Origin of the sequence: Paraburkholderia phytofirmans (assembly GCF_046028095.1) — a bacterium.
Classification (GTDB): domain Bacteria; phylum Pseudomonadota; class Gammaproteobacteria; order Burkholderiales; family Burkholderiaceae; genus Paraburkholderia; species Paraburkholderia phytofirmans_A.
This window is the reverse complement of record NZ_JAQQDJ010000003.1, coordinates 822137-839239: the sequence shown is the minus strand read 5'-3', so window position 1 is coordinate 839239 and position 17103 is coordinate 822137. Positions and strand designations below refer to the sequence as shown.

Sequence of the window (17103 nt, the reverse complement as noted above, 5' to 3'; positions counted from 1 at the left end):
TAGGCATGGATTGCGCCAGAAACGGCGCGAGGACGACGAGAAAAGCGGGCGACCAGCGAGCGCAAAAAGAACCGAAAACGGGACCGAAACACCGCGTTACAACTAACAGCCCCGAAAGCACAATCACACAGCCGCGTGCTTAAGCATCACCCGTTCGACGACACCTAAATAGTGATCGAGATCCGGCGTAGCACGATTCTCTTCCTTGGCAAGATCGTCCCATCTGCGCAGACGCAATGCGTCTTCCGCGTAGGGCTTTTGCAGGAACGCCTCAGCTTCCTCCTTACTGAAGATGCCACCCTGCAATTCCAGGCTCCGCACGGAATCGGCGGAAAGCTGGCCGAAATACGTGTCGTCGATGGCGCACAGGCAGCGCTTGGCGTCGACGTGCAAACGGATCGGCTCCACCACCGCGTTCGATAACACCGGCCGCAAGAACGGCAGCGCGAAATACTGATGCAGATCGTCGATGCCCCGCTCCGTCGGCGTCTCGCCCTGCAAATTGAGCAGGTGGCCGAGGTCGTGCAGAAACGCCGCGGCAACCAGTTCCTCGTCAGCGCCGGCCTCTTCCGCCAACAAGCCGCTCTGCAACGCATGCTCAAGTTGCGTCACCGGCTCGCCGCTGTAAGCCAACTGGCCGTATTGCTCAAACAGCGAGCGGATATCACTAAGACTCAATGCCACGCTCTCACTCCCACGGTAATGAAAAGGTCTTCAGATTGGTGAAGCTCTTCATGGCTTCCTGAACGCCTTCCTTATAGCCGAGCCCGGAGTCTTTAATGCCGCCGAATGGCGTCAACTCGATCCGATAGCCGGGCACTTCCCACACGTTGACGGTCCCCACGCGCAATTCGTTGATGAAGCGCGTGATCGCATCCTGCCGGTTCGTGCACACGCCCGACGACAACCCGAACGCCGTGCCATTGCTAATGCGAATGGCGTCGTCGATTGTGTCGAAGGTGATGATCGGCGACACCGGTCCGAAGGTTTCCTCGCGCACCAATGTCATCGACGGATCGACGCCGTCCAGCACCGTCGGCGCATACAGTGCGCCCTTGCGCTGATTGCCCACGAGCAGACGCGCCCCGCTCGCCACCGCCTCGTTCACACGCGCCTCGAAAAGCTGCGCAGCGGCGACGTCGATCACGGTGCCCATCTGGTTCGAAGCATCGAACGGGTCGCCGAAAGACCAGGCGCGCGTCTTCTCGACGACCAGATCGGTGAAATCCGCGGCCACGCTTTTTTGCACCAGCATCCGCTTGACCGCGGTGCAGCGCTGCCCGGAGTTCTTATACGAGCCTTGCACGGCGAGCGTCGCCGCGCGGTCGAGATCGGCGTCGTCGAGCACGATCAGCGGATCGTTGCCGCCCAGTTCCAGCACCACGCGCCGGTACGCCGCCTTGCCCGCAATGTATTTGCCGATCGCCACGCCGCCCGTGAACGTGACGAGCTCCGCCAACGGATGTGTGATCAGTTCATCGGCGATTTCGCGCGGATCGCCGGTCAGCACCTGCAACATCGGCGCGGGCAAGCCGGCTTCGTACAGCACGTCGGCGAGATAAAGCGCCGACAGCGGCACCTTTTCCGACGGCTTCAGCACCACGCGATTGTTCGTCGCGATGGCCGGCGCGATCTTGTGCGCGACCTGGTTCATCGGATGGTTGAACGGCGTAATCGCGACGATCACGCCCGCCAGCGGCTCGCGCTGCGAAAACACACGACGCTTCTTGCCATGCGGCGTCAGATCGCAGGAAAAGCTCTGCCCGTCGTCGCGCAATGCTTCGATCGACGCAAACTTGAACACATCGGCGACGCGGCCGATCTCATAGCGCGAGTCCTGCTTCGACAACCCCGACTCGAGCGAAATCAGATCCGACGCCTCTTCGGTCCGCTCCCGCATGAGCGAAGCCGCGCGCTCCAGAATCTGCGAGCGTTCGTAACGCGTGAGCTTCGCTTCATAGGCCGCGGCGTATTCGAACGCGGCGCGCACGTCGTCGACGCTTGCCAACGGGACCGTGCCCACGCGCGTTCCCGTGTAAGGATCGAACACGTCGAGCGTGCGCGAGCGCGTCACGCGCTCGCCTTCGAGCCGCAGCGCTTCCGCCCGAAAAGCCGGATGGTCCCGCAGCACAGCATTCATGATGACGACACGCGATTCAAGGCGATGTCGAAGATATCGAAGTTGCGCAGTCTCTTGCCGCCATCGCCACCGCTGGACGGCAACGCTTCGACACGCCGGTTGAACAACAGCGGCACTTCCTGCTCGGAAATCCCGCCATGCGAGCGCAACGGCACCGTGAGTCCGGACAGATCATGTTCAGCGCGCCGCGTGCCGAGCACGACATGCTTCGTGCTGACCACGACGATATCGCCGACGCGGTCGTTTGGCAGCTCGAAGCGCTCGCAGGCCGCCGCGTTGTCGAGCACGGTATCGATCCCCTGCAAGCCGCCGATCCGCTCGATCACCTGCGCAACGCTGACATCGCGTGGCAGATAAATCGTCGCGAAAGAGCCGAGCGCGCCGTGATGCACCACATACGGATCCGTGATCGGCAGAATGACGCGCGAGCGGCCGGCGCCGAGCCAGTCGTCGAGCACGTCCTGCAGATAGATCACGTTCGGCTCGCCGGTCTGCGGATCGTGCTTGGCGTTCATACCGTGATCGGCGGTCAGGCCGATCACCCAGCCGAGCGCGTCGAGCTTCGCAAGGTAGCCGTCCATCATCGCGTAGAAGGCGTTCGCGCCCTCGGTGCCGGGCGCCCATTTGTGCTGGATGTAGTCGGTGGTGGATAGATACATCAGGTCGAGCTTGCGCGTTTGCGCGAGCCGCACGCCTGCGGCGAAGACGAATTCGGACAGCCCGGCGCTATACACATCGGGCACCGGCAAGCCGACCAGATCGAGCACTTCGCCGATGCCGTTTTCTTCGAGCGTCACCGTGTCGGCTTTCTCCGCCGAGAAGCAGATGCCTTTCAACTGCCAGCCGAGCAGCCGGCGCAACTTGTCTTTCGCGGTGACCACGGCGACCGCCGCGCCCGCTTCGGCGGCAGCGGCAAGCAAGGTGCCCGCGCGCAGATAAGCGGGGTCGTTCATCATCACTTCCGCGCCCTCGCCGCCGTTCGCGTCCGGGTCCCAGAAGTAGTTGCCGCAGATCCCGTGCACCGATGGCGGCACGCCGCACACGATCGACAGATTGTTCGGGTTGGTGAACGACGGGATCACGCAGTCGCCCTTGAAGGCGCCGCCGCCCTTGAGCATCTTGCCGATGAACGGCGCGACGCCCGCCGCGACCGCCGCTTCGAGATAATCGAATTCGCAGCCGTCGACGCACACCACCACCGTCGGTTGCGAGGGCAGCCGGTAGCTGCGGCCGTTGACTTCGATCGTGCGTTCGCTTGTGCTGGTGATCGTGCTCGTGTTTGCCATCGTTACCTTCCATGCGTGCCGGGCACGCGCGTTGTAGTCAGTTCGCTGCAACCATCTCAATCGTTCGATGCCGCTGGCATCCGCACCACGTCCAAGGGCCCCGCCGGTTCGCACGCCGCGTGAGCGCGCTGCAAGCCGCCGTTCACATGCGCATGCATCAGCGCCGCGGCATGCTCGGCGTCGCGCGAAGCCAGCGCCTTCAAGATCGCGCGATGCTCGGCAAGCGAGCGCTCCATTGCATCGGCATGCACCACCAGCGCGGCACGTCGAAACAGACTCAATTCGCACACCAGCCGCCGGTACGTTTCATACAGCTTCGAATTGCCCGACGCCGCCACCAACGCATCGTGAAACGCCACATTCGCGCGTGCATAAGCATCGTGATCCTGGTCGTCGAGCGCCGCGCGCATCGCGTCGAGCCAGTCGCGCAACACCGCGAGCTTGCGGGCATCGATACTCGCCGCCAGCATCCGGCACGCCGCCTCTTCGAGCACCGCGCGCACCGCGTAAATCTCATCGGCTTCGGCCAGCGATACCGTCCGCACGAACACGCCGCGATTCTTCTCGGTACGCACGAGGCCGGCCTGCTCCAGCGCGCGAAACGCCTCGCGCACCGGACCGCGCGACACCTGCAGACGCGTGGCCCAGTCGGCTTCGTTGAGCTTGTCGCCGGGCGCGAGCGCCCCCTCGATGATGTGCCGTTCGATCTCGTCGCGAACCAGCGTCGTGAGCGAATGCCTGCGCACAACCTCAATCGGATCGACAGAAGCAGTTTGCATATATTCGGTCATTTTGACAAATTTCGCCACATCGATATGTGTATGAGCTTGCGCGCCGTCATGGCGCGCAAACACAACTATCAGGGTTCGGGCGTCAGTCGACCCGACGGCGCGGAACGCGCGCCGCGATCAGCAGCAGCGCAGCGAGCGAGACCAGCAGAAGAATCAGCGACAGCGCGGAGGCCGGCAGGTAATAACCGCGCTCCACCTGGCCGACGACCACGATCGGCACCGTCGCGAATCCGGGCGGATACACGGTCAGCGTGGCGCCGAGTTCGCCGAGCGAGAGCGCGAAGCCGAGCGCGAGACTCGCGCGGATCGCCGGCACCAGTTGCGGCAGCACGACACGGCGCAGCACCATCGAAGGCGGCGCACCGAGGCTTGCCGCGGCTTCGCGCAGAACTGTCAGTTCCGGGCGCAACGCGGCGGCCGCGCAGCGGTAGCAGAACGGCAACACCAGCGCGAGCTGCACGAACACGACGATCGCCGCGGAGCTCGACAGGTCGAACGGCCGCTTGTGATATGCGATCAGCACCGCGAGCCCGAGCACTACGCTCGGCACGCCGTTGGGCATCATCGCGATGGTATCGACGATCGCGCCGAGGCCACGGCGGTCGCGCCCTTCGAGCGCCAGCGCGAGCCACAGGCCGAGAATCGTGCCGAGCACCGCGACGCCGATACCGATTTCGAGGCTCGTGGTGATGGCGTCGAAGTCGCTCGAACCGAGACGCTCGAACCAGCGCATGCTGAAGCCATCGGGCAGGATCGTGCCGGACCAGTGCGCGGCCACGCTCGACAGCGCGACGACCAGCACCGGCAACACGAACAGCCAGAAGCACAGCAACGCGGCAAAGCCGAGAAACAGGCCGCCGAGCATGCGCACCACCAGACTGCGGCGCACCGGCCGCGCTTTCTTGTGCATGACCGGCAAAACGGTCGGGTCGAGTTCAACGGCCATGGCCCGCTCCCTTCACCTTGCGACGGTTGACCTGGCGGTACAACGCGTACAGCGACAAAGACATGATCAGCATCACGACCGCGCCGGCGGCGGCGGTAGGCAGATCGAGATCGACGGTGGCGGAACTGTAGATCGCCACCGGCAGCGTGATCAGATGCGCGCTACCGAGCACGAGCAGAATGCCGAACTCATTGAGCGTCAGCAGAAAGCACAGGATCGTGCCGGCGGCGATGCCCGGCCACGCGAGCGGCAGGATCACCTTGAACGCGACCATCCACCCGCTCGCGCCGAGGCTGCGGGCGGCTTCGATCAGACGCATGTCGAGCGTGGCGAACGAAGCCAGCGTAGGACGCACGACGAACGGCGCGTAGAACACCACTTCTGCGAGAATCACGCCGCCCACGCCGAACAGGAAATCGAGCGGCGGGTTCTGCAGATGAAAGAGCCGCTGCAAGCCGATGCTGACGGAGCCCTGCGAGCCGTACAGAAAGATCAGCGTGAAGGCGACCAGAAACGATGGGAACGCGACGAACAGTTCGAGAAAGCGCGTGATCATCCGCGCGCCGGGAAACGGCTTGAAGAACAGGAGCGATGCCAGCGCGACGCCGAGCAGCGACGCGAGCCCGGCGCTGGCGAACAGAATCCACAACGTCGTGCCGATCACGCCGCTCGTTTCCGGGTTACTGAAGAACGCCGAGTAAGCGTGCAGGCTCAAGCCATGTGGCCCGGTCAGACTCAGCAGCACGAGACGCACGAGCGGATAGACGACCAGCGGCCCGAGCACCACCACCAGGATGAACAGCAGATGCCATTGCGCGGCGCGTTCGCGGCGCTTCACCGCGGCCGTGTGCGAAGCGGCGCTGGCGCTGCGGCGCACGTCGGCTGCGGCATCGGCGGCGGCCGAGCCGAGCGGGTTCGGCGTATCAGGGGTTGATAAGGACGACATCGTCAGCCTCGTAACGCAGGGAAATACGCGCGCCTTTCTCCGGCATCATGCCGTGGCCGCGCTGCATGGTGACGAGCACCGGCTCGTTGGGCATGGCGTCCAGCGCGACGGATACCGACAAAACCGCGCCATACCATTCGACCGAGGTGATCGCGCCGTGCAACTGCCCTTCGCCGAGCGGCACGACACGCAACGCCTCCGGACGCAGACAGGCCACGCGATCGCGCTCGTTGTAGCGTGCGTCGTCCATGCTGAATGCGACCTGCGGCGGCAGCAGATTGGCCGCGCCCAGATAACGCGCGACGAAGCCGTCGGCCGGCGTGTCGTACAACTGCTGCGGCGTGCCGAGTTGGGCGATGCGGCCTTCGCGCATCAACAGCGTGCGGTCGGAGAGCACCAGCGCGTCGTCCTGATCGTGCGTCACGCAGACGATCGTCAGATTCGGCAGGCGCTCGTGCAGCGCCTTGAGTTCGGAACGCACCGACGCGCGCAGATTGGCGTCGAGTGCGGAAAGCGGTTCGTCGAGCAACAGTACATCGGGTTCGATCACGAGCGCACGCGCGAGCGCCACGCGCTGCTGCATGCCGCCCGACAACTGCGCGGGCATCACGTGGCCGGCGTCGCCGAGTTGCACGAGCTTGAGCGCGTCGGCGACGCGCCGTGCGACATCTTTGGACGGCGTGCGGCGCGCGCGCAACCCGAAGGCCACGTTCTCGAACACCGACAAATGAGGAAACAGCGCATAGCTCTGAAACAGCAGACCGAGATTGCGCTTGTGCGGCGGCACGTGCGTGAGATCGTGACCGGCCACGGTCAGCGTGCCGGCGAGCCCGTCCGCTTCGATAAACCCGGCGATGAACCGCAACAACGTCGTCTTGCCGCAACCGCTGCGGCCGAGCACGGTGAGCAATTCGCCGCGCTGAATGGTCAACGACAGATCGTCGAGCACCGTGCGCGAACCGAAGCGCACCGTCAGATGATCGATCTGCACGCCGCCCGGCGTAGTCGAATGCGCGGCATCGAGCGCGTCCGGTGCGGCGCCGAGCGCGCCTGGTTGAGCAAGACTGGCGGTATTCACCGGGTTCATCCTCCAACTTGATTAATGCTGATGCGGCGCCGCCGGTTTGCCTTGGGCGCCGCCTGATTCTGCGACGTCACGCGGCCTGATGACCGCGTGAGGTCGATGAAGCTACGACTGGCGCCTTACTTCGGTTTGACCACTTCGATCTGCTTGCCCGACGAACCGATCACATCGTTCTTCCAGCGCGTGGTCCAGTCGGCCTTCTTCGTCATCACCTGATTCCAGTCCACCGGAATCAGCTTCACACCCGCGATAGCCTTCTTGACGGCTTCGCCGTTCTTGCCGGTGAGCGGCACGTCGGTGCGGCCCGGAATGCCGAAGATGTCCGGCACCTTCGCCTGCACTTCCGTCGACATCAGGTAGTCGATCAGCTTCTTGCCTTCCGCCTGGTTCGGACCGTTCTTGATCAGGCCGATCGCATACGGCAACTGGAACGTGGTCGGCTGGCCGCCTTCATGTGAGAGGAAAATCGGCTTGAGCGACAGGCCGCCGTTGGCCGCGTCGTCCAGATCCATTTGCAGGTCGCCGTTGGCGACCGCGATTTCGTTACGCGAGAGCAGCACGTCGAGGTAGCCCGTGCCCTTGGTGTGGAACTTGGCGCTGTTTTCGAGCTTCTTCAGATAATCGAACGCCTTGTCTTCGCCCATCAGCGACGAGGTCAGGATGATCACCGCCATGCCGTCGCCCGCCGTGGCCGGGTTCGAGTAGGCCACCTTGCCGCTGAAGTCCGGGTGCAGCAGGTCGGCAAAGGTCTTCGGCTGGTTTTTGGTGACTTCCGGGTTGATCGCGAACGAGAAGTAGTTGTTCACGAAGGTCGCCCACGCACCGTTCGACGCCTTGGCGATCGCCGGCACGTTCTTGTAGTTGGCGCTCTGATAAGCCTGCAGCAGGCCGCTCTGGTCGGCTTGCTGGATGAACGGCGGCAGCGTGACGAGCACGTCGGCCTTCGGCTGATCTTTTTCGATGGTGGCGCGGTTCACCACTTCGCCGCTACCCGCCGTGACGATGTTGACCTTCACGCCTTCCTTCTTTTCGAAGGCCGGCAGCACGTCCTTGTAGAGGTTCTCGAGGCCATCGGCGGTGTACAGCACCACGGCGTCGGCCGCGTGTGCCTGCATGGCCGTGGCGCCGAATGCTGCCGCGGCGACCAGCGCCGGCAGCAGTTTGCGTGCGAGGCCGGCCGTGGCGTGAAGGGAATTCGTCTTTGTCATGTCGCTTTCTCCGAAAGGCAAAAAACCAGACGGTCGGGGGATCCCGATACCTGTTGTGATTGAATTGTGACTGAGCGGCGGTAGCGCCGCGCCGCTTGCGTGTTGCCCGCATCAAGCTGTCGTGCAGATTCATGCGGATTGCAGATTGCCAACAACTTTGCTGCTCTCTTGTCGCCTCTTTCCAGCCTGACTCACAGCCCCGCTACGACACTCGCGCCGCCGGCCATGCCTGAATGGGCACGGCAAGGATCACAGGTTTCCATGACAACGCCATGACGATTCTGCCGATTTCCAAAAAATGACACAATTCGCCAATAATATCCAAATCGAACTTTTGATTGCCCGGTGTGGACTGCGCTCGTTCAGATAAGGACGAAGGCTCGCGCGACGGCCGGAACCGAACCGGTCCGCCCCACCTCACAGCCTGTGCGCCGACTCATCGCGATCCTACATGGCGAAAATGACGATGTATGCGTGGCGCTTCGCGGTAGCGCAAGTTCGTGGCGAAGGTCGCCTTTGCCACGAACTTGCGCTACCGATGCGCCGCGCCTGTGGGCTGGTTCCGATCGACGGCGCGTATTGTGCCCGGCCAAGCGGAATATTGCAGCGGATGGGGATAGTGGCAACGCGGCGCCTGTGTTGCATCGGCGCGATCGAGGTGAACGACCGCAACACGCGAGCTGCGGATCGGCCGCACGTTCAAGCGGCTCGGCATTCGATGCAGGTACGCCCGCCGCCACAGGCAGTCACTGCGCGGCGCTCAGGCGATCAGGATTTCCGGACCATGCGCCGCGATCGCCTTGCCGAGCGCTCGCTCGGGCGCCAGCTCCGTCACCAGGTAGCGCGCCGACTCGATGCCGTTGATGCGCACCGGCGTCACACGGCCGAACTTTGAATGATCGGCGACCACCACCACCATGTCCGCCGCGGCGATCATGCGGCTGCGCACCTCGGCGGCCATGCGGCTGTAGTCGGTCAGATAGCCGTCCGGCGAAATCCCGCCCGCGCCGATGAAGGCGAAGTCCGCGTGATACTGCGTCAGTTGATGGACGGTATCGAGCCCGAAGGTGGCGTCTTCGATATCGGACAATTCGCCGCCCAGCAGCGTGATGCGGTTGTCGTTGCGGCGGCCGAGCAGCAGCGCGATCCGCCAGTCGTTCGTGTACACGGACAAGCGATGCCGGTCGAGCAACGCCCGCGCCACCGCCTGCGTGGTGCTGCCCGAATCGATGATCAGGGACGCGCCGTCCGGCACGAACTCCGCCGCCCGCTCGCCGATGGCGCGCTTCGCGCCGGCATTGGCGGCTTCGCGTGTATCGAGGTCGGGCTCGCGCCGGTCGCTCGACAGCGCGCCGCCGTGAGTCGTGACCAGCAGGCCGCGCCCGGCCAGCGCGTTCAGGTCACGACGGATGGTCTCGCGCGACACGTTCAGTTCGCGCACCAGCTCCGCGACCGAGAGCGCGCCGGTTTTGGCGACTTGCGCCAGGATGTATTGGTGACGTTGTTCTGCGAGCATCTATAAAAGGCCGGAAGCCGGCACGCTTGGGTTTCGCCACGGTTGGAGAAGGCCGGGGTATTGTATTACGCGTGGCGCGGCGATGCTCCCCTCGCCGCGCTTACCTGCTAACCTGAACGCCCTGGCCGTGCGCGAATGCCCCTCGATAGAGATGGACGCCGCGTGGTCCGTCAACCGAACTGCCGATGCCGCCACTGTTTCGCCGTCTACTGTTGCTGTTCCACGCGCTGCGTTACGGCGCGCGCCTGATCTGGCTTGCCGCGCCGCAAGACCACAAACTGCACTGGATGATCGAGCTGATCGGCCGCTTGCATACGGCCGAACGTAGCGGCAAAAGCCTGAGCGGCGTGCTGCCGGCACTCGGGCCACTGGCGGGCCGGTTCGCGCAAACGCTGGCCGAGCGGCCCGAACTCGCGAGCGGCACCTTGCACGACGCCATCGACGCGATCGATCACATGGAAGCCCCGTTGCCGCCGCACGAGTCCGAACAGGCGCTCGCGCGCGCTTTCGGCAGGCCGCTCGCCGCGCTGTTCAGCGCCGTGGATCTGGTGCCGGTGCGCGGCGGCTTTGCCGAACAGACGCATCTCGCGCGGCTGCTCGCGCCGGTGAACGGCCATCACGAAGTGGCGATCAAGCTGGTGCGCGCCGACCAGTTGCAACAGATCGGCGACGAACTCGCGCTGCTGCGCTGGGTCGCGCGCTGGCTGGAGAAGTTCTCCGGCACCGCGCGCCGCCTGCAACTGCGCACGCTGGCGCAGACCTTCACGGACGACATCCTGCGCCGCTTCGATCTGCGCGCGGAAGCCGCCAATCTCAGCCAGACCGGCCATCATTTCGACGGCGACAAGCGCATCGTCGTGCCGGACGTGATCTGGGATCTCTGCACCGCCTACACGCTGACCATGCAACGCGTCAGCACCTTGCCGGCGAGCGATCTGCCCGGCCTGCACGCGCATCAGATCAAACTCGCGCCGCTCGCCGCGCATGTCGTCGAAGTGGTGACCGAGCAGGCCTTCGAGCACGGCTTCTTTCACGCCACGCTCGACGCGCGCCGCGTGCGCGTGAGCATCGAACCGGACACGCTGGGGCGCCTCGTGCTGGCGGAATTTTCGATCATGTCGAGTCTCTCGACCGGCGAGCGCGAATTCTTCGTGCACGGCGCGACCGCGCTGTTCGACCAGGACTACGGGCGGCTCGCGGAAATGCATCGCGATGCCGGGCACGTGCCGCTCGACACGCGCGCCGAGGTGCTCGAAGCCGAGTTGCGCACGCGCGCGGAAGCGCATTTCGCGGCCGAGCCGGAAGACCGTTCGGCGGGTTCGCTGTTTCATCATCTGCTGCATGCGGTGCAGCCGTTCGAGGGCGCGGTGCCCGGGCGGCTCGCGACCGCGCAGCGCTCGTTTCATCAAGCGGAAATGCTGGCGCGCGCGCTGCATCCGGGCGTCGATACGTGGAATATCACGCGCGGGGTGCTGGCGGATATCGCGCGGCGCGACGTCGATCACCGCGGCTGGCTTAGACGGATTGGACGCGAGTTGCCGCATCTCGCGCATATGCTGCCGCGCGTGCCGCAACTGGCGGTTCGCTATCTGCAGCACGAGCACGATCGCGCGCGCACGCCACGGCAGAGTGCGCAACTGATGGCGGAGATCGGCCGCGAATACCGGCGCACGCGTGTGCTGCTGTGGGCATGCGCGGTGTGCGGCGGCGTGCTCGGCGCGGGGACGGTGCTGTTGATGTGGTGATTCGTGGTGATTCGCATCGGTTCGCGGTTCAAACCATACTCTGACTCTGCTAATGCGTTTGGCCGATTGCAGTTTCGAGCAAGACGCGCATTGCGTCTCCCGACAAGATGGCGGCTTTTCTCTTAACCCTTGCCGATGCTCGCTTCCTTTATCGCCGCTGTTTTCGTCGTGTTGTGGTCGACCGGTTTCGTGGTCGCCCGCGCGATCACGCCGTACGCGGATCCCAACCTGTTCCTGCTTGCGCGCTTCGGCGGCACGGCGCTGATATTTGCGCTGGCTGCGCTATTTGCGCGCGCTACGTGGCCGGGCGGGCGCGACTTCGCCAAACATCTGGTAGCGGGTGCGCTGCTGCAAGGTGTCTATCTCGGCGCGGGCTACTGGGCCGTCGCGCAAGGCTTGAGCGCCGGTGTGATGGCTTTGCTCGGCGCGCTGCAACCGCTCGCGACGGCCGCGGTCGCGGCGCCGCTCTTCGGCGAGCGCTTGTCGCGGCGCGGCTGGACCGGCATGGCGCTCGGCCTCGCTGGCGTCGTGCTGGTGCTCGAACCGAAGCTGATGGCGGCCACGGCGCCGACGCCGCACGGCAGCGCGCCCACCTGGCTGGTGGTGCTGATCTCGATCGCCGCGATCGGCGCGATTACGGCGGGCACGCTGTTCCAGAAGACTTCGCTTGCCAAGGCCGATATCCGCAGCGCGAGCGCGGTGCAGAACTTCGGCGCCGCGCTGGTGGCGGGCATGCTTGTGCTCACGCTCGGTGAACATCGCTGGATAGCGTCCGCCACGCTGTGGGGATCGCTCGCGTGGGGAATCGTGATGCTCTCCGGCATCAGCGTGACGTTGCTGGTGTGGATGATCAGACGCGGCGATGCGGCGCGCGCGACTGCGCTGATGTTTCTCGCGCCGCCGCTTGCCGCGCTCGAAGGCTATGTCGGCTTCGGCGAGACGCTGGTGCCGCTGCAGATTGCGGGGTTTGCGGTCGCGTTGGTGGGGGTGTTGCTGGCGCGCTCGTGATGGGCGGGCTCAAATTTAGCGGCATGGGTCTGGTGCGCGGCGCGGTCGCAATGCGCGGCGCAGTCGCGACGAACCCCGCCGCGAATCAATCCGCCGTGTCCGCTCCGGCCGGCACTTTGGCGCGTGCCTTGCTGCCCGGCGCCGGCGCCCACGCCGGGCGGCTCTTGCGCGCCGAATCCACCACGGCGATGTAACGCCCAGCCCACGGCGTCACCTGTCGATCGCTTTTCAACACCCACAGCGATTTCCCCGATTCGACGAGCGCGACATACTCGGCGTCGAGAATGCCATAGTGATCGATAAACGAATTGAGCGACGCGGGAATGCGCACGCAACCCTTCGAATGACGCATGCCGAGCAGCGATTCGAGATGGTCGGGGTCGGTAGCGTGCATCTGGAAGCGCATCTGCGACATACCACCCTTGCCCCAGCCGCGCTCGCCCTGAGCCCAGCCGAGGTCGAAGATCCGCATGTCACGCTTGCCGTAGCCGCGAATATGATTTTCGTTCTGCGTGCCTTCCGAACGGAAATCCATGTTGGCCGGCGTATGCTCGAATACGCCGAGCGGCGTAATGAAGTGGTCGTATTCGCCCGGCAGCCCGGTCGAAACCGGCGACGCGCCGATCATCTGCCAGGTGTCGGCAGGCGCCGCGCGAAAATAGATAAAGAGCGCCTGCACGTTGGCATTGCGATCGACCAGCACGACATACTCGCCCGACAGATCGCCGAGCATGTGCGCGCCGAGCACGGCTTGCAGCCGGTTGGCATAGGCTCGCTGATCCGCGGCCGGCACTTTCAGCGTGCGCGTGACGTTCTGCGCGAACACGTCCCGCAGCATGAACGCGCGACGCGGATCGACCACGCCGGCGGCATCGGGCGCCGCGACAGCCGACGCATTGACGGCGGCCACCGGACGGTTCACCGCCTTTGGCGCCGACACCGCGACGGGCGCCGAAGCTGCGATCGCCGCGCCGCATGACGCCATGCAGAACGCGGCGCTCAACGCACGTGCCCAACGCCGCAAAGAAGACAATGCGCGCGCGATACTCCGCACGGAAAATCGATACGACATACACGACACGTCGCGCGGACGAGCGACCGACGCGAAAGACAGACGGTCCATTACAGGCTGGCCAGGCCGGTTGGTGTGGTTCATCGCGTGTTTGAGCAAACCTGATTATTATTGACTGCTCGCCGGCTCATGCGGCGCTCTCAGAACGAGGATGTTACTCAGCACATTGCGATCTGTCGATGAAGATTCGGCGAATCATTGATACCGCTGTAATAACTGGACATCTTTGCAGGTCAGTGCGGCAGATTCAAAGCGGCGCGAAGATGAATTGAACCCGGGCCGGTTACGGTTCGACATGTGCGCGAGCGCGCAAGGAGCAAAGAGGAAATCATGACGCAACACGATCCAGTCGCACGCCAGGCAAGCATCTCTGAAGAAATGCACATCAGCGCCGAGTTCGATGCTGAATATGAAATCGAGCGCCGCGTTACTTTTCTCGCGAATTATCTGCGTAGCAGCGGCCTGAAAACGTATGTGCTCGGGATCAGCGGCGGCGTCGACTCGACAACTTCCGGGCGGCTCGCGCAACTCGCGGTCGAGCGATTGCGCGCCGAACATTACGACGCGCACTTCGTCGCAATACGTCTGCCTTACGGTGAACAGAAAGACGAAGCCGACGCGCAGCAGGCATTGCGTTTCATTCGCGCGGACGAAAATCTCACCATCGATATCAAACCCGCAGCCGATGCCATGCTCGCCGCGCTGGATCAAAGCGGCTTGCTCTACAAGGACGAATCGCAACAGGACTTCGTGCACGGCAATATCAAGGCGCGGCAGCGCATGATCGCGCAATACGCGGTGGCCAGTGCGCGAGCCGGGGTGGTCATCGGCACGGATCACGCGGCCGAATCGGTGATGGGCTTCTTCACGAAGTTCGGCGACGGCGGCGCCGATGTATTGCCGCTCACCGGGCTCAACAAGCGTCGCGTGCGCGCGGTGTCCAAAGCGCTGGGCGCACCGGAAGCGTTAGCGCACAAAGTGCCGACCGCCGACCTCGAAATGTTGCGGCCGCAACGACCCGATGAGGACGCTTATGGCATTCCGTACGACGCAATCGACGACTTCCTGGAGCGCAAACCCGTGAGCGATGCGGCACGCGAGACTATCTTGCGCTTCTACGACGTCACGCGTCACAAGCGCGCGTTGCCGTACACGCCATTTGATTGGCCGGTGCAGACTAGCGGAGATTGAGAAAGGGATGGGTGTGCAGATGACGCACCAAATGCGCCGTGACTGTGCCGCGGCGGCTTGCCGGCTTACGAGCGCTCTTGTCGCGCACCGCGTTCAGGGTGAATCGAACGCGTTGGATTACTGAGCCGCCGGTGGTTCGTCAGTGAACAGATCGGCGCTGGCTTCCAGCGTCTGCCCGCCCAACTGCTTGCCGTGAATCTGCCGCGCGATCACTTCGCCGACATAGGGCACTTCGGCGTCCAGTTCAACCGTGGCGTACGCGCTGGGCTTGCCGGCGTCGACGACCTCGATGTTTTTCGCGTAATGCCCAAGTTCGTGCTTGAGGAACTCCCGCACTTCCTGCTCGCTGCACGATTCCGCGATATTGCGCACGATCAGGTTCATGCGGTCTACCCTCTGCGCGCGTTGCGATCCGCGGACTGCACGCGCACAGGGCGCAATGCGGCGCGCTGTTTCGCCTGCTCGGCAGCGAGTTGGCGGATCAATGCAGCGCCGGCGGCGCCCAAAGCGGCCAATGACAAATAGAATGCGATCATTTAATTCTCCCCTGCGAGTTTCGTCCTGTACTCAGGATAGCCACAGTCGACAGTAAAAGCGATGCAACACAGTGTCGTCAAAAAAACGGACTTAAATCTCGCCGTTAATGCACTGTACCTGAATAAGCGGCGTCAAAAATAGCAAAACAGCTGTTCATTTCCCGCTACAGGCCCGGCAAACGCACCGAACGCGGACGCTGAGCGCAACAACCGGGCCGCGACACGCATCGCCACGGCATCCTGCGGGGGACCTGCGCAAAAGGCGGACTGGTTGTCGCGATCAGTCCGCCGCTTGCACGTTGGCCGAGCTCACCCACCATGCATTCCTGCCCTGCGGCAGCTGAACCAGCACCGCGGACGGATCGTCGACGCCGTCGTCAGCGACTTCGCATACGGCCAGACCGTCGGGCAGGCGCTTCACCTCGCCGGCCGACTGGAACAGCGCAACACGTTGCGCGCTCAACGGCCGCAACTGGCGGTAGACGTCGAAGCTGATGGCCGCGGGCACGTCGCCGCGAATCTTCAGCGTGTCGGCCTGGCCGCAATGCACCGGCTCGGCGGCGAACACGACTGTGCTGCCGAACACGCAGCCGATAGAAAGCGCCATGGCGGCAAGACGTGAATGGATCATGATGATTCTCCGAAAACTAGATGGGGCCACGACCTGCGAGTTGCAAGCCGCGCAATTGAATAGATGCTACATGCGCGTAAAGGAAGCAAGCGCGAAGCAAGCGCGAAGCAGGCGCCGCACACAAGGCGGCCGGCTTCATGGCGGGTTGTCGCGGCCGGCGCCGTGACCGTTGTCGCCGCCGGTGGCCACGTCGAGCCGGCTGACGTCGCAAGACGTTTGACTGAAGCCCGAATAAACCACCGACCAGTTGCCGATAATCGCGGCTTGCGCTTCGGCGAGGCTCAGTTTGCCTTCGCAGACGCAGCGCTTGAGCATGACCGCCGCGCGCGCCTTGCGGCGCTCGCCCTGGTGGCCTGCCCACGGCAGAAGATCGAGATTGGCGGGCGCGTCCGGCGAGCCGCCCAGCACGATGGGCACGCGGCGGTCGAGCGCGAAGGTGGCGCCGTTGTCCGCGTCGATGCCGCGCGCGGCGAGCATGCGGTCTTTGTGCGCCATCAGTTCGTCGAACGGCGGCGCGACTGTGTCCGCGTAACCGGGACGGCAAATCGTGTCGCCGACCGATTGCTGCGTGACGCGTTCGTCGAGCATGCCGGCGTCCTGCGCGCGAGCGTCACCCATGCGTAGCATCACCAGTGCGGTGAAGCCGAGCGCGAGCGCAAACCGCGTATTGCCGAGGGGACGCGCAACGCCGCGCCAGCGCGCGAGCGCCGGCAAAGCCGTGTTGTACGTACTGCTGGTCGCGTCGCTGGAATACTCGGTGCGACGCCTGTCTGCAATGCCTGCGTTCATTCGTCGGCGCGCCGGGAGCGGCACGCAATAGTTCAATTCGCAGACTAATTAAAACACATTCAATATGGGTAAGTAAAAAAGCCTGCCTATGCGCGCCCGTGCATAGGCCGCGTTTAGCGGATTTCACAGGCTGAAGAAACCGGCGGCGCCATCGTTCACGCGTCGCCAGTCCCAAGCGCCTGATTGCCAGTCGCCCTCGCGATGCCAGGGCATC

General features: G+C 64.2%; 17 protein-coding genes. 3 read left to right on the top strand and 14 right to left on the bottom strand.

Annotated features, from left to right (window positions below; all coding sequences use genetic code 11):
- Positions 1 to 123 precede the first annotated feature (123 nt).
- From PQR54_RS12680 to PQR54_RS12640, 9 genes are all read right to left on the bottom strand, one after another.
- On the bottom strand, positions 124 to 684 hold the full coding sequence (locus PQR54_RS12680) for a phosphonate degradation HD-domain oxygenase (protein WP_408246018.1): 561 nt from the start codon (positions 682 to 684) through the stop codon (positions 124 to 126).
- Positions 685 to 688: 4 nt separating this feature from the next.
- Positions 689 to 2140 carry a phosphonoacetaldehyde dehydrogenase gene (gene phnY / locus PQR54_RS12675; protein WP_408246016.1) on the bottom strand — a complete coding sequence of 484 codons (1452 nt, stop codon included), beginning with the start codon at positions 2138 to 2140 and terminating at the stop codon, positions 689 to 691.
- Complete coding sequence (phnA, locus tag PQR54_RS12670; RefSeq protein ID WP_408246014.1) at positions 2137 to 3426, bottom strand: phosphonoacetate hydrolase; 1290 nt, start codon at positions 3424 to 3426, stop codon at positions 2137 to 2139. The genes phnY and phnA overlap by 4 nt, the downstream gene beginning before the upstream one ends.
- Positions 3427 to 3482: 56 nt before the next feature.
- Positions 3483 to 4217 (bottom strand): phosphonate utilization associated transcriptional regulator, encoded by a 735-nt coding sequence (locus PQR54_RS12665; RefSeq protein WP_408246012.1) that lies wholly within the window; start codon positions 4215 to 4217, stop codon positions 3483 to 3485.
- 82 nt (positions 4218 to 4299) lie between these two features.
- Entirely contained in the window at positions 4300 to 5163 is an 864-nt protein-coding gene (phnV, locus tag PQR54_RS12660) for a 2-aminoethylphosphonate ABC transport system, membrane component PhnV (protein WP_408246010.1), read from the bottom strand.
- Positions 5153 to 6109 carry a 2-aminoethylphosphonate ABC transporter permease subunit gene (locus tag PQR54_RS12655; protein WP_408246008.1) on the bottom strand — a complete coding sequence of 319 codons (957 nt, stop codon included), beginning with the start codon at positions 6107 to 6109 and terminating at the stop codon, positions 5153 to 5155. Before PQR54_RS12655 ends, phnV begins: the two co-directional genes overlap by 11 nt.
- Positions 6087 to 7187: a 2-aminoethylphosphonate ABC transport system ATP-binding subunit PhnT gene (gene phnT / locus PQR54_RS12650; protein ID WP_408246006.1), complete on the bottom strand. Its 1101-nt coding sequence runs from the start codon at positions 7185 to 7187 to the stop codon at positions 6087 to 6089. Before phnT ends, PQR54_RS12655 begins: the two co-directional genes overlap by 23 nt.
- Positions 7188 to 7312: 125 nt before the next feature.
- A complete protein-coding gene (gene phnS / locus PQR54_RS12645) occupies positions 7313 to 8401 on the bottom strand; it encodes a 2-aminoethylphosphonate ABC transporter substrate-binding protein (protein WP_408246004.1) in 1089 nt (362 codons plus the stop codon).
- 760 nt (positions 8402 to 9161) lie between these two features.
- Positions 9162 to 9917, bottom strand: coding sequence for a DeoR/GlpR family DNA-binding transcription regulator (locus PQR54_RS12640; protein ID WP_408246002.1), 756 nt, complete (start codon positions 9915 to 9917; stop codon positions 9162 to 9164).
- 185 nt (positions 9918 to 10102) lie between these two features.
- Here PQR54_RS12640 and PQR54_RS12635 point away from each other — a divergent pair, with 185 nt between their 5' ends.
- Together PQR54_RS12635 and PQR54_RS12630 are read left to right on the top strand one after the other, a co-directional pair.
- A complete protein-coding gene (locus PQR54_RS12635; RefSeq protein WP_408246000.1) occupies positions 10103 to 11662 on the top strand; it encodes an ABC1 kinase family protein in 1560 nt (519 codons plus the stop codon).
- 135 nt (positions 11663 to 11797) lie between these two features.
- Positions 11798 to 12670 carry a DMT family transporter gene (locus tag PQR54_RS12630; protein WP_408245998.1) on the top strand — a complete coding sequence of 291 codons (873 nt, stop codon included), beginning with the start codon at positions 11798 to 11800 and terminating at the stop codon, positions 12668 to 12670.
- A gap of 85 nt (positions 12671 to 12755) precedes the next feature.
- Here PQR54_RS12630 and PQR54_RS12625 read toward each other — a convergent pair whose 3' ends face one another.
- Positions 12756 to 13742, bottom strand: a complete 987-nt coding sequence (locus PQR54_RS12625) for a L,D-transpeptidase (protein WP_408246081.1) — start codon at positions 13740 to 13742, stop codon at positions 12756 to 12758.
- Between the two features lie 330 nt (positions 13743 to 14072).
- On the opposite strand from PQR54_RS12625, the gene nadE reads away from it, so the two are divergent.
- Positions 14073 to 14933 carry an NAD(+) synthase gene (gene nadE / locus PQR54_RS12620; protein ID WP_408245996.1) on the top strand — a complete coding sequence of 287 codons (861 nt, stop codon included), beginning with the start codon at positions 14073 to 14075 and terminating at the stop codon, positions 14931 to 14933.
- Positions 14934 to 15050: 117 nt separating this feature from the next.
- Here the strand turns inward: nadE and PQR54_RS12615 are convergent, their stop codons facing one another.
- The 4 genes from PQR54_RS12615 to PQR54_RS12600 form a co-directional block, all read right to left on the bottom strand.
- Positions 15051 to 15317, bottom strand: coding sequence for an RNA recognition motif domain-containing protein (locus PQR54_RS12615; protein ID WP_106286333.1), 267 nt, complete (start codon positions 15315 to 15317; stop codon positions 15051 to 15053).
- 5 nt (positions 15318 to 15322) lie between these two features.
- Positions 15323 to 15469 (bottom strand): hypothetical protein, encoded by a 147-nt coding sequence (locus tag PQR54_RS12610; RefSeq protein ID WP_408245994.1) that lies wholly within the window; start codon positions 15467 to 15469, stop codon positions 15323 to 15325.
- A gap of 280 nt (positions 15470 to 15749) precedes the next feature.
- Positions 15750 to 16100, bottom strand: coding sequence for a hypothetical protein (locus PQR54_RS12605; protein ID WP_408245992.1), 351 nt, complete (start codon positions 16098 to 16100; stop codon positions 15750 to 15752).
- Positions 16101 to 16235: 135 nt separating this feature from the next.
- On the bottom strand, positions 16236 to 16889 hold the full coding sequence (locus tag PQR54_RS12600) for a hypothetical protein (RefSeq protein WP_408245990.1): 654 nt from the start codon (positions 16887 to 16889) through the stop codon (positions 16236 to 16238).
- Positions 16890 to 17103: the final 214 nt, after the last annotated feature.

What these genes read in the sequence shown, in the direction of transcription:
- nadE (WP_408245996.1), top strand. Translation starts at nt 14,073, where the DNA reads ATGACGCAACACGATCCAGTCGCACGCCAGGCAAGCATCTCTGAAGAA.
- PQR54_RS12615 (WP_106286333.1), bottom strand. Translation starts at nt 15,317, where the DNA reads ATGAACCTGATCGTGCGCAATATCGCGGAATCGTGCAGCGAGCAGGAA.
- PQR54_RS12640 (WP_408246002.1), bottom strand. Translation starts at nt 9,917, where the DNA reads ATGCTCGCAGAACAACGTCACCAATACATCCTGGCGCAAGTCGCCAAA.
- PQR54_RS12625 (WP_408246081.1), bottom strand. Translation starts at nt 13,742, where the DNA reads ATGTCGTATCGATTTTCCGTGCGGAGTATCGCGCGCGCATTGTCTTCT.
- PQR54_RS12630 (WP_408245998.1), top strand. Translation starts at nt 11,798, where the DNA reads ATGCTCGCTTCCTTTATCGCCGCTGTTTTCGTCGTGTTGTGGTCGACC.
- PQR54_RS12605 (WP_408245992.1), bottom strand. Translation starts at nt 16,100, where the DNA reads ATGATCCATTCACGTCTTGCCGCCATGGCGCTTTCTATCGGCTGCGTG.
- PQR54_RS12655 (WP_408246008.1), bottom strand. Translation starts at nt 6,109, where the DNA reads ATGTCGTCCTTATCAACCCCTGATACGCCGAACCCGCTCGGCTCGGCC.
- PQR54_RS12600 (WP_408245990.1), bottom strand. Translation starts at nt 16,889, where the DNA reads ATGAACGCAGGCATTGCAGACAGGCGTCGCACCGAGTATTCCAGCGAC.
- phnS (WP_408246004.1), bottom strand. Translation starts at nt 8,401, where the DNA reads ATGACAAAGACGAATTCCCTTCACGCCACGGCCGGCCTCGCACGCAAA.
- PQR54_RS12635 (WP_408246000.1), top strand. Translation starts at nt 10,103, where the DNA reads ATGCCGCCACTGTTTCGCCGTCTACTGTTGCTGTTCCACGCGCTGCGT.
- PQR54_RS12665 (WP_408246012.1), bottom strand. Translation starts at nt 4,217, where the DNA reads ATGACCGAATATATGCAAACTGCTTCTGTCGATCCGATTGAGGTTGTG.
- phnV (WP_408246010.1), bottom strand. Translation starts at nt 5,163, where the DNA reads ATGGCCGTTGAACTCGACCCGACCGTTTTGCCGGTCATGCACAAGAAA.
- PQR54_RS12610 (WP_408245994.1), bottom strand. Translation starts at nt 15,469, where the DNA reads ATGATCGCATTCTATTTGTCATTGGCCGCTTTGGGCGCCGCCGGCGCT.
- phnY (WP_408246016.1), bottom strand. Translation starts at nt 2,140, where the DNA reads ATGAATGCTGTGCTGCGGGACCATCCGGCTTTTCGGGCGGAAGCGCTG.
- phnA (WP_408246014.1), bottom strand. Translation starts at nt 3,426, where the DNA reads ATGGCAAACACGAGCACGATCACCAGCACAAGCGAACGCACGATCGAA.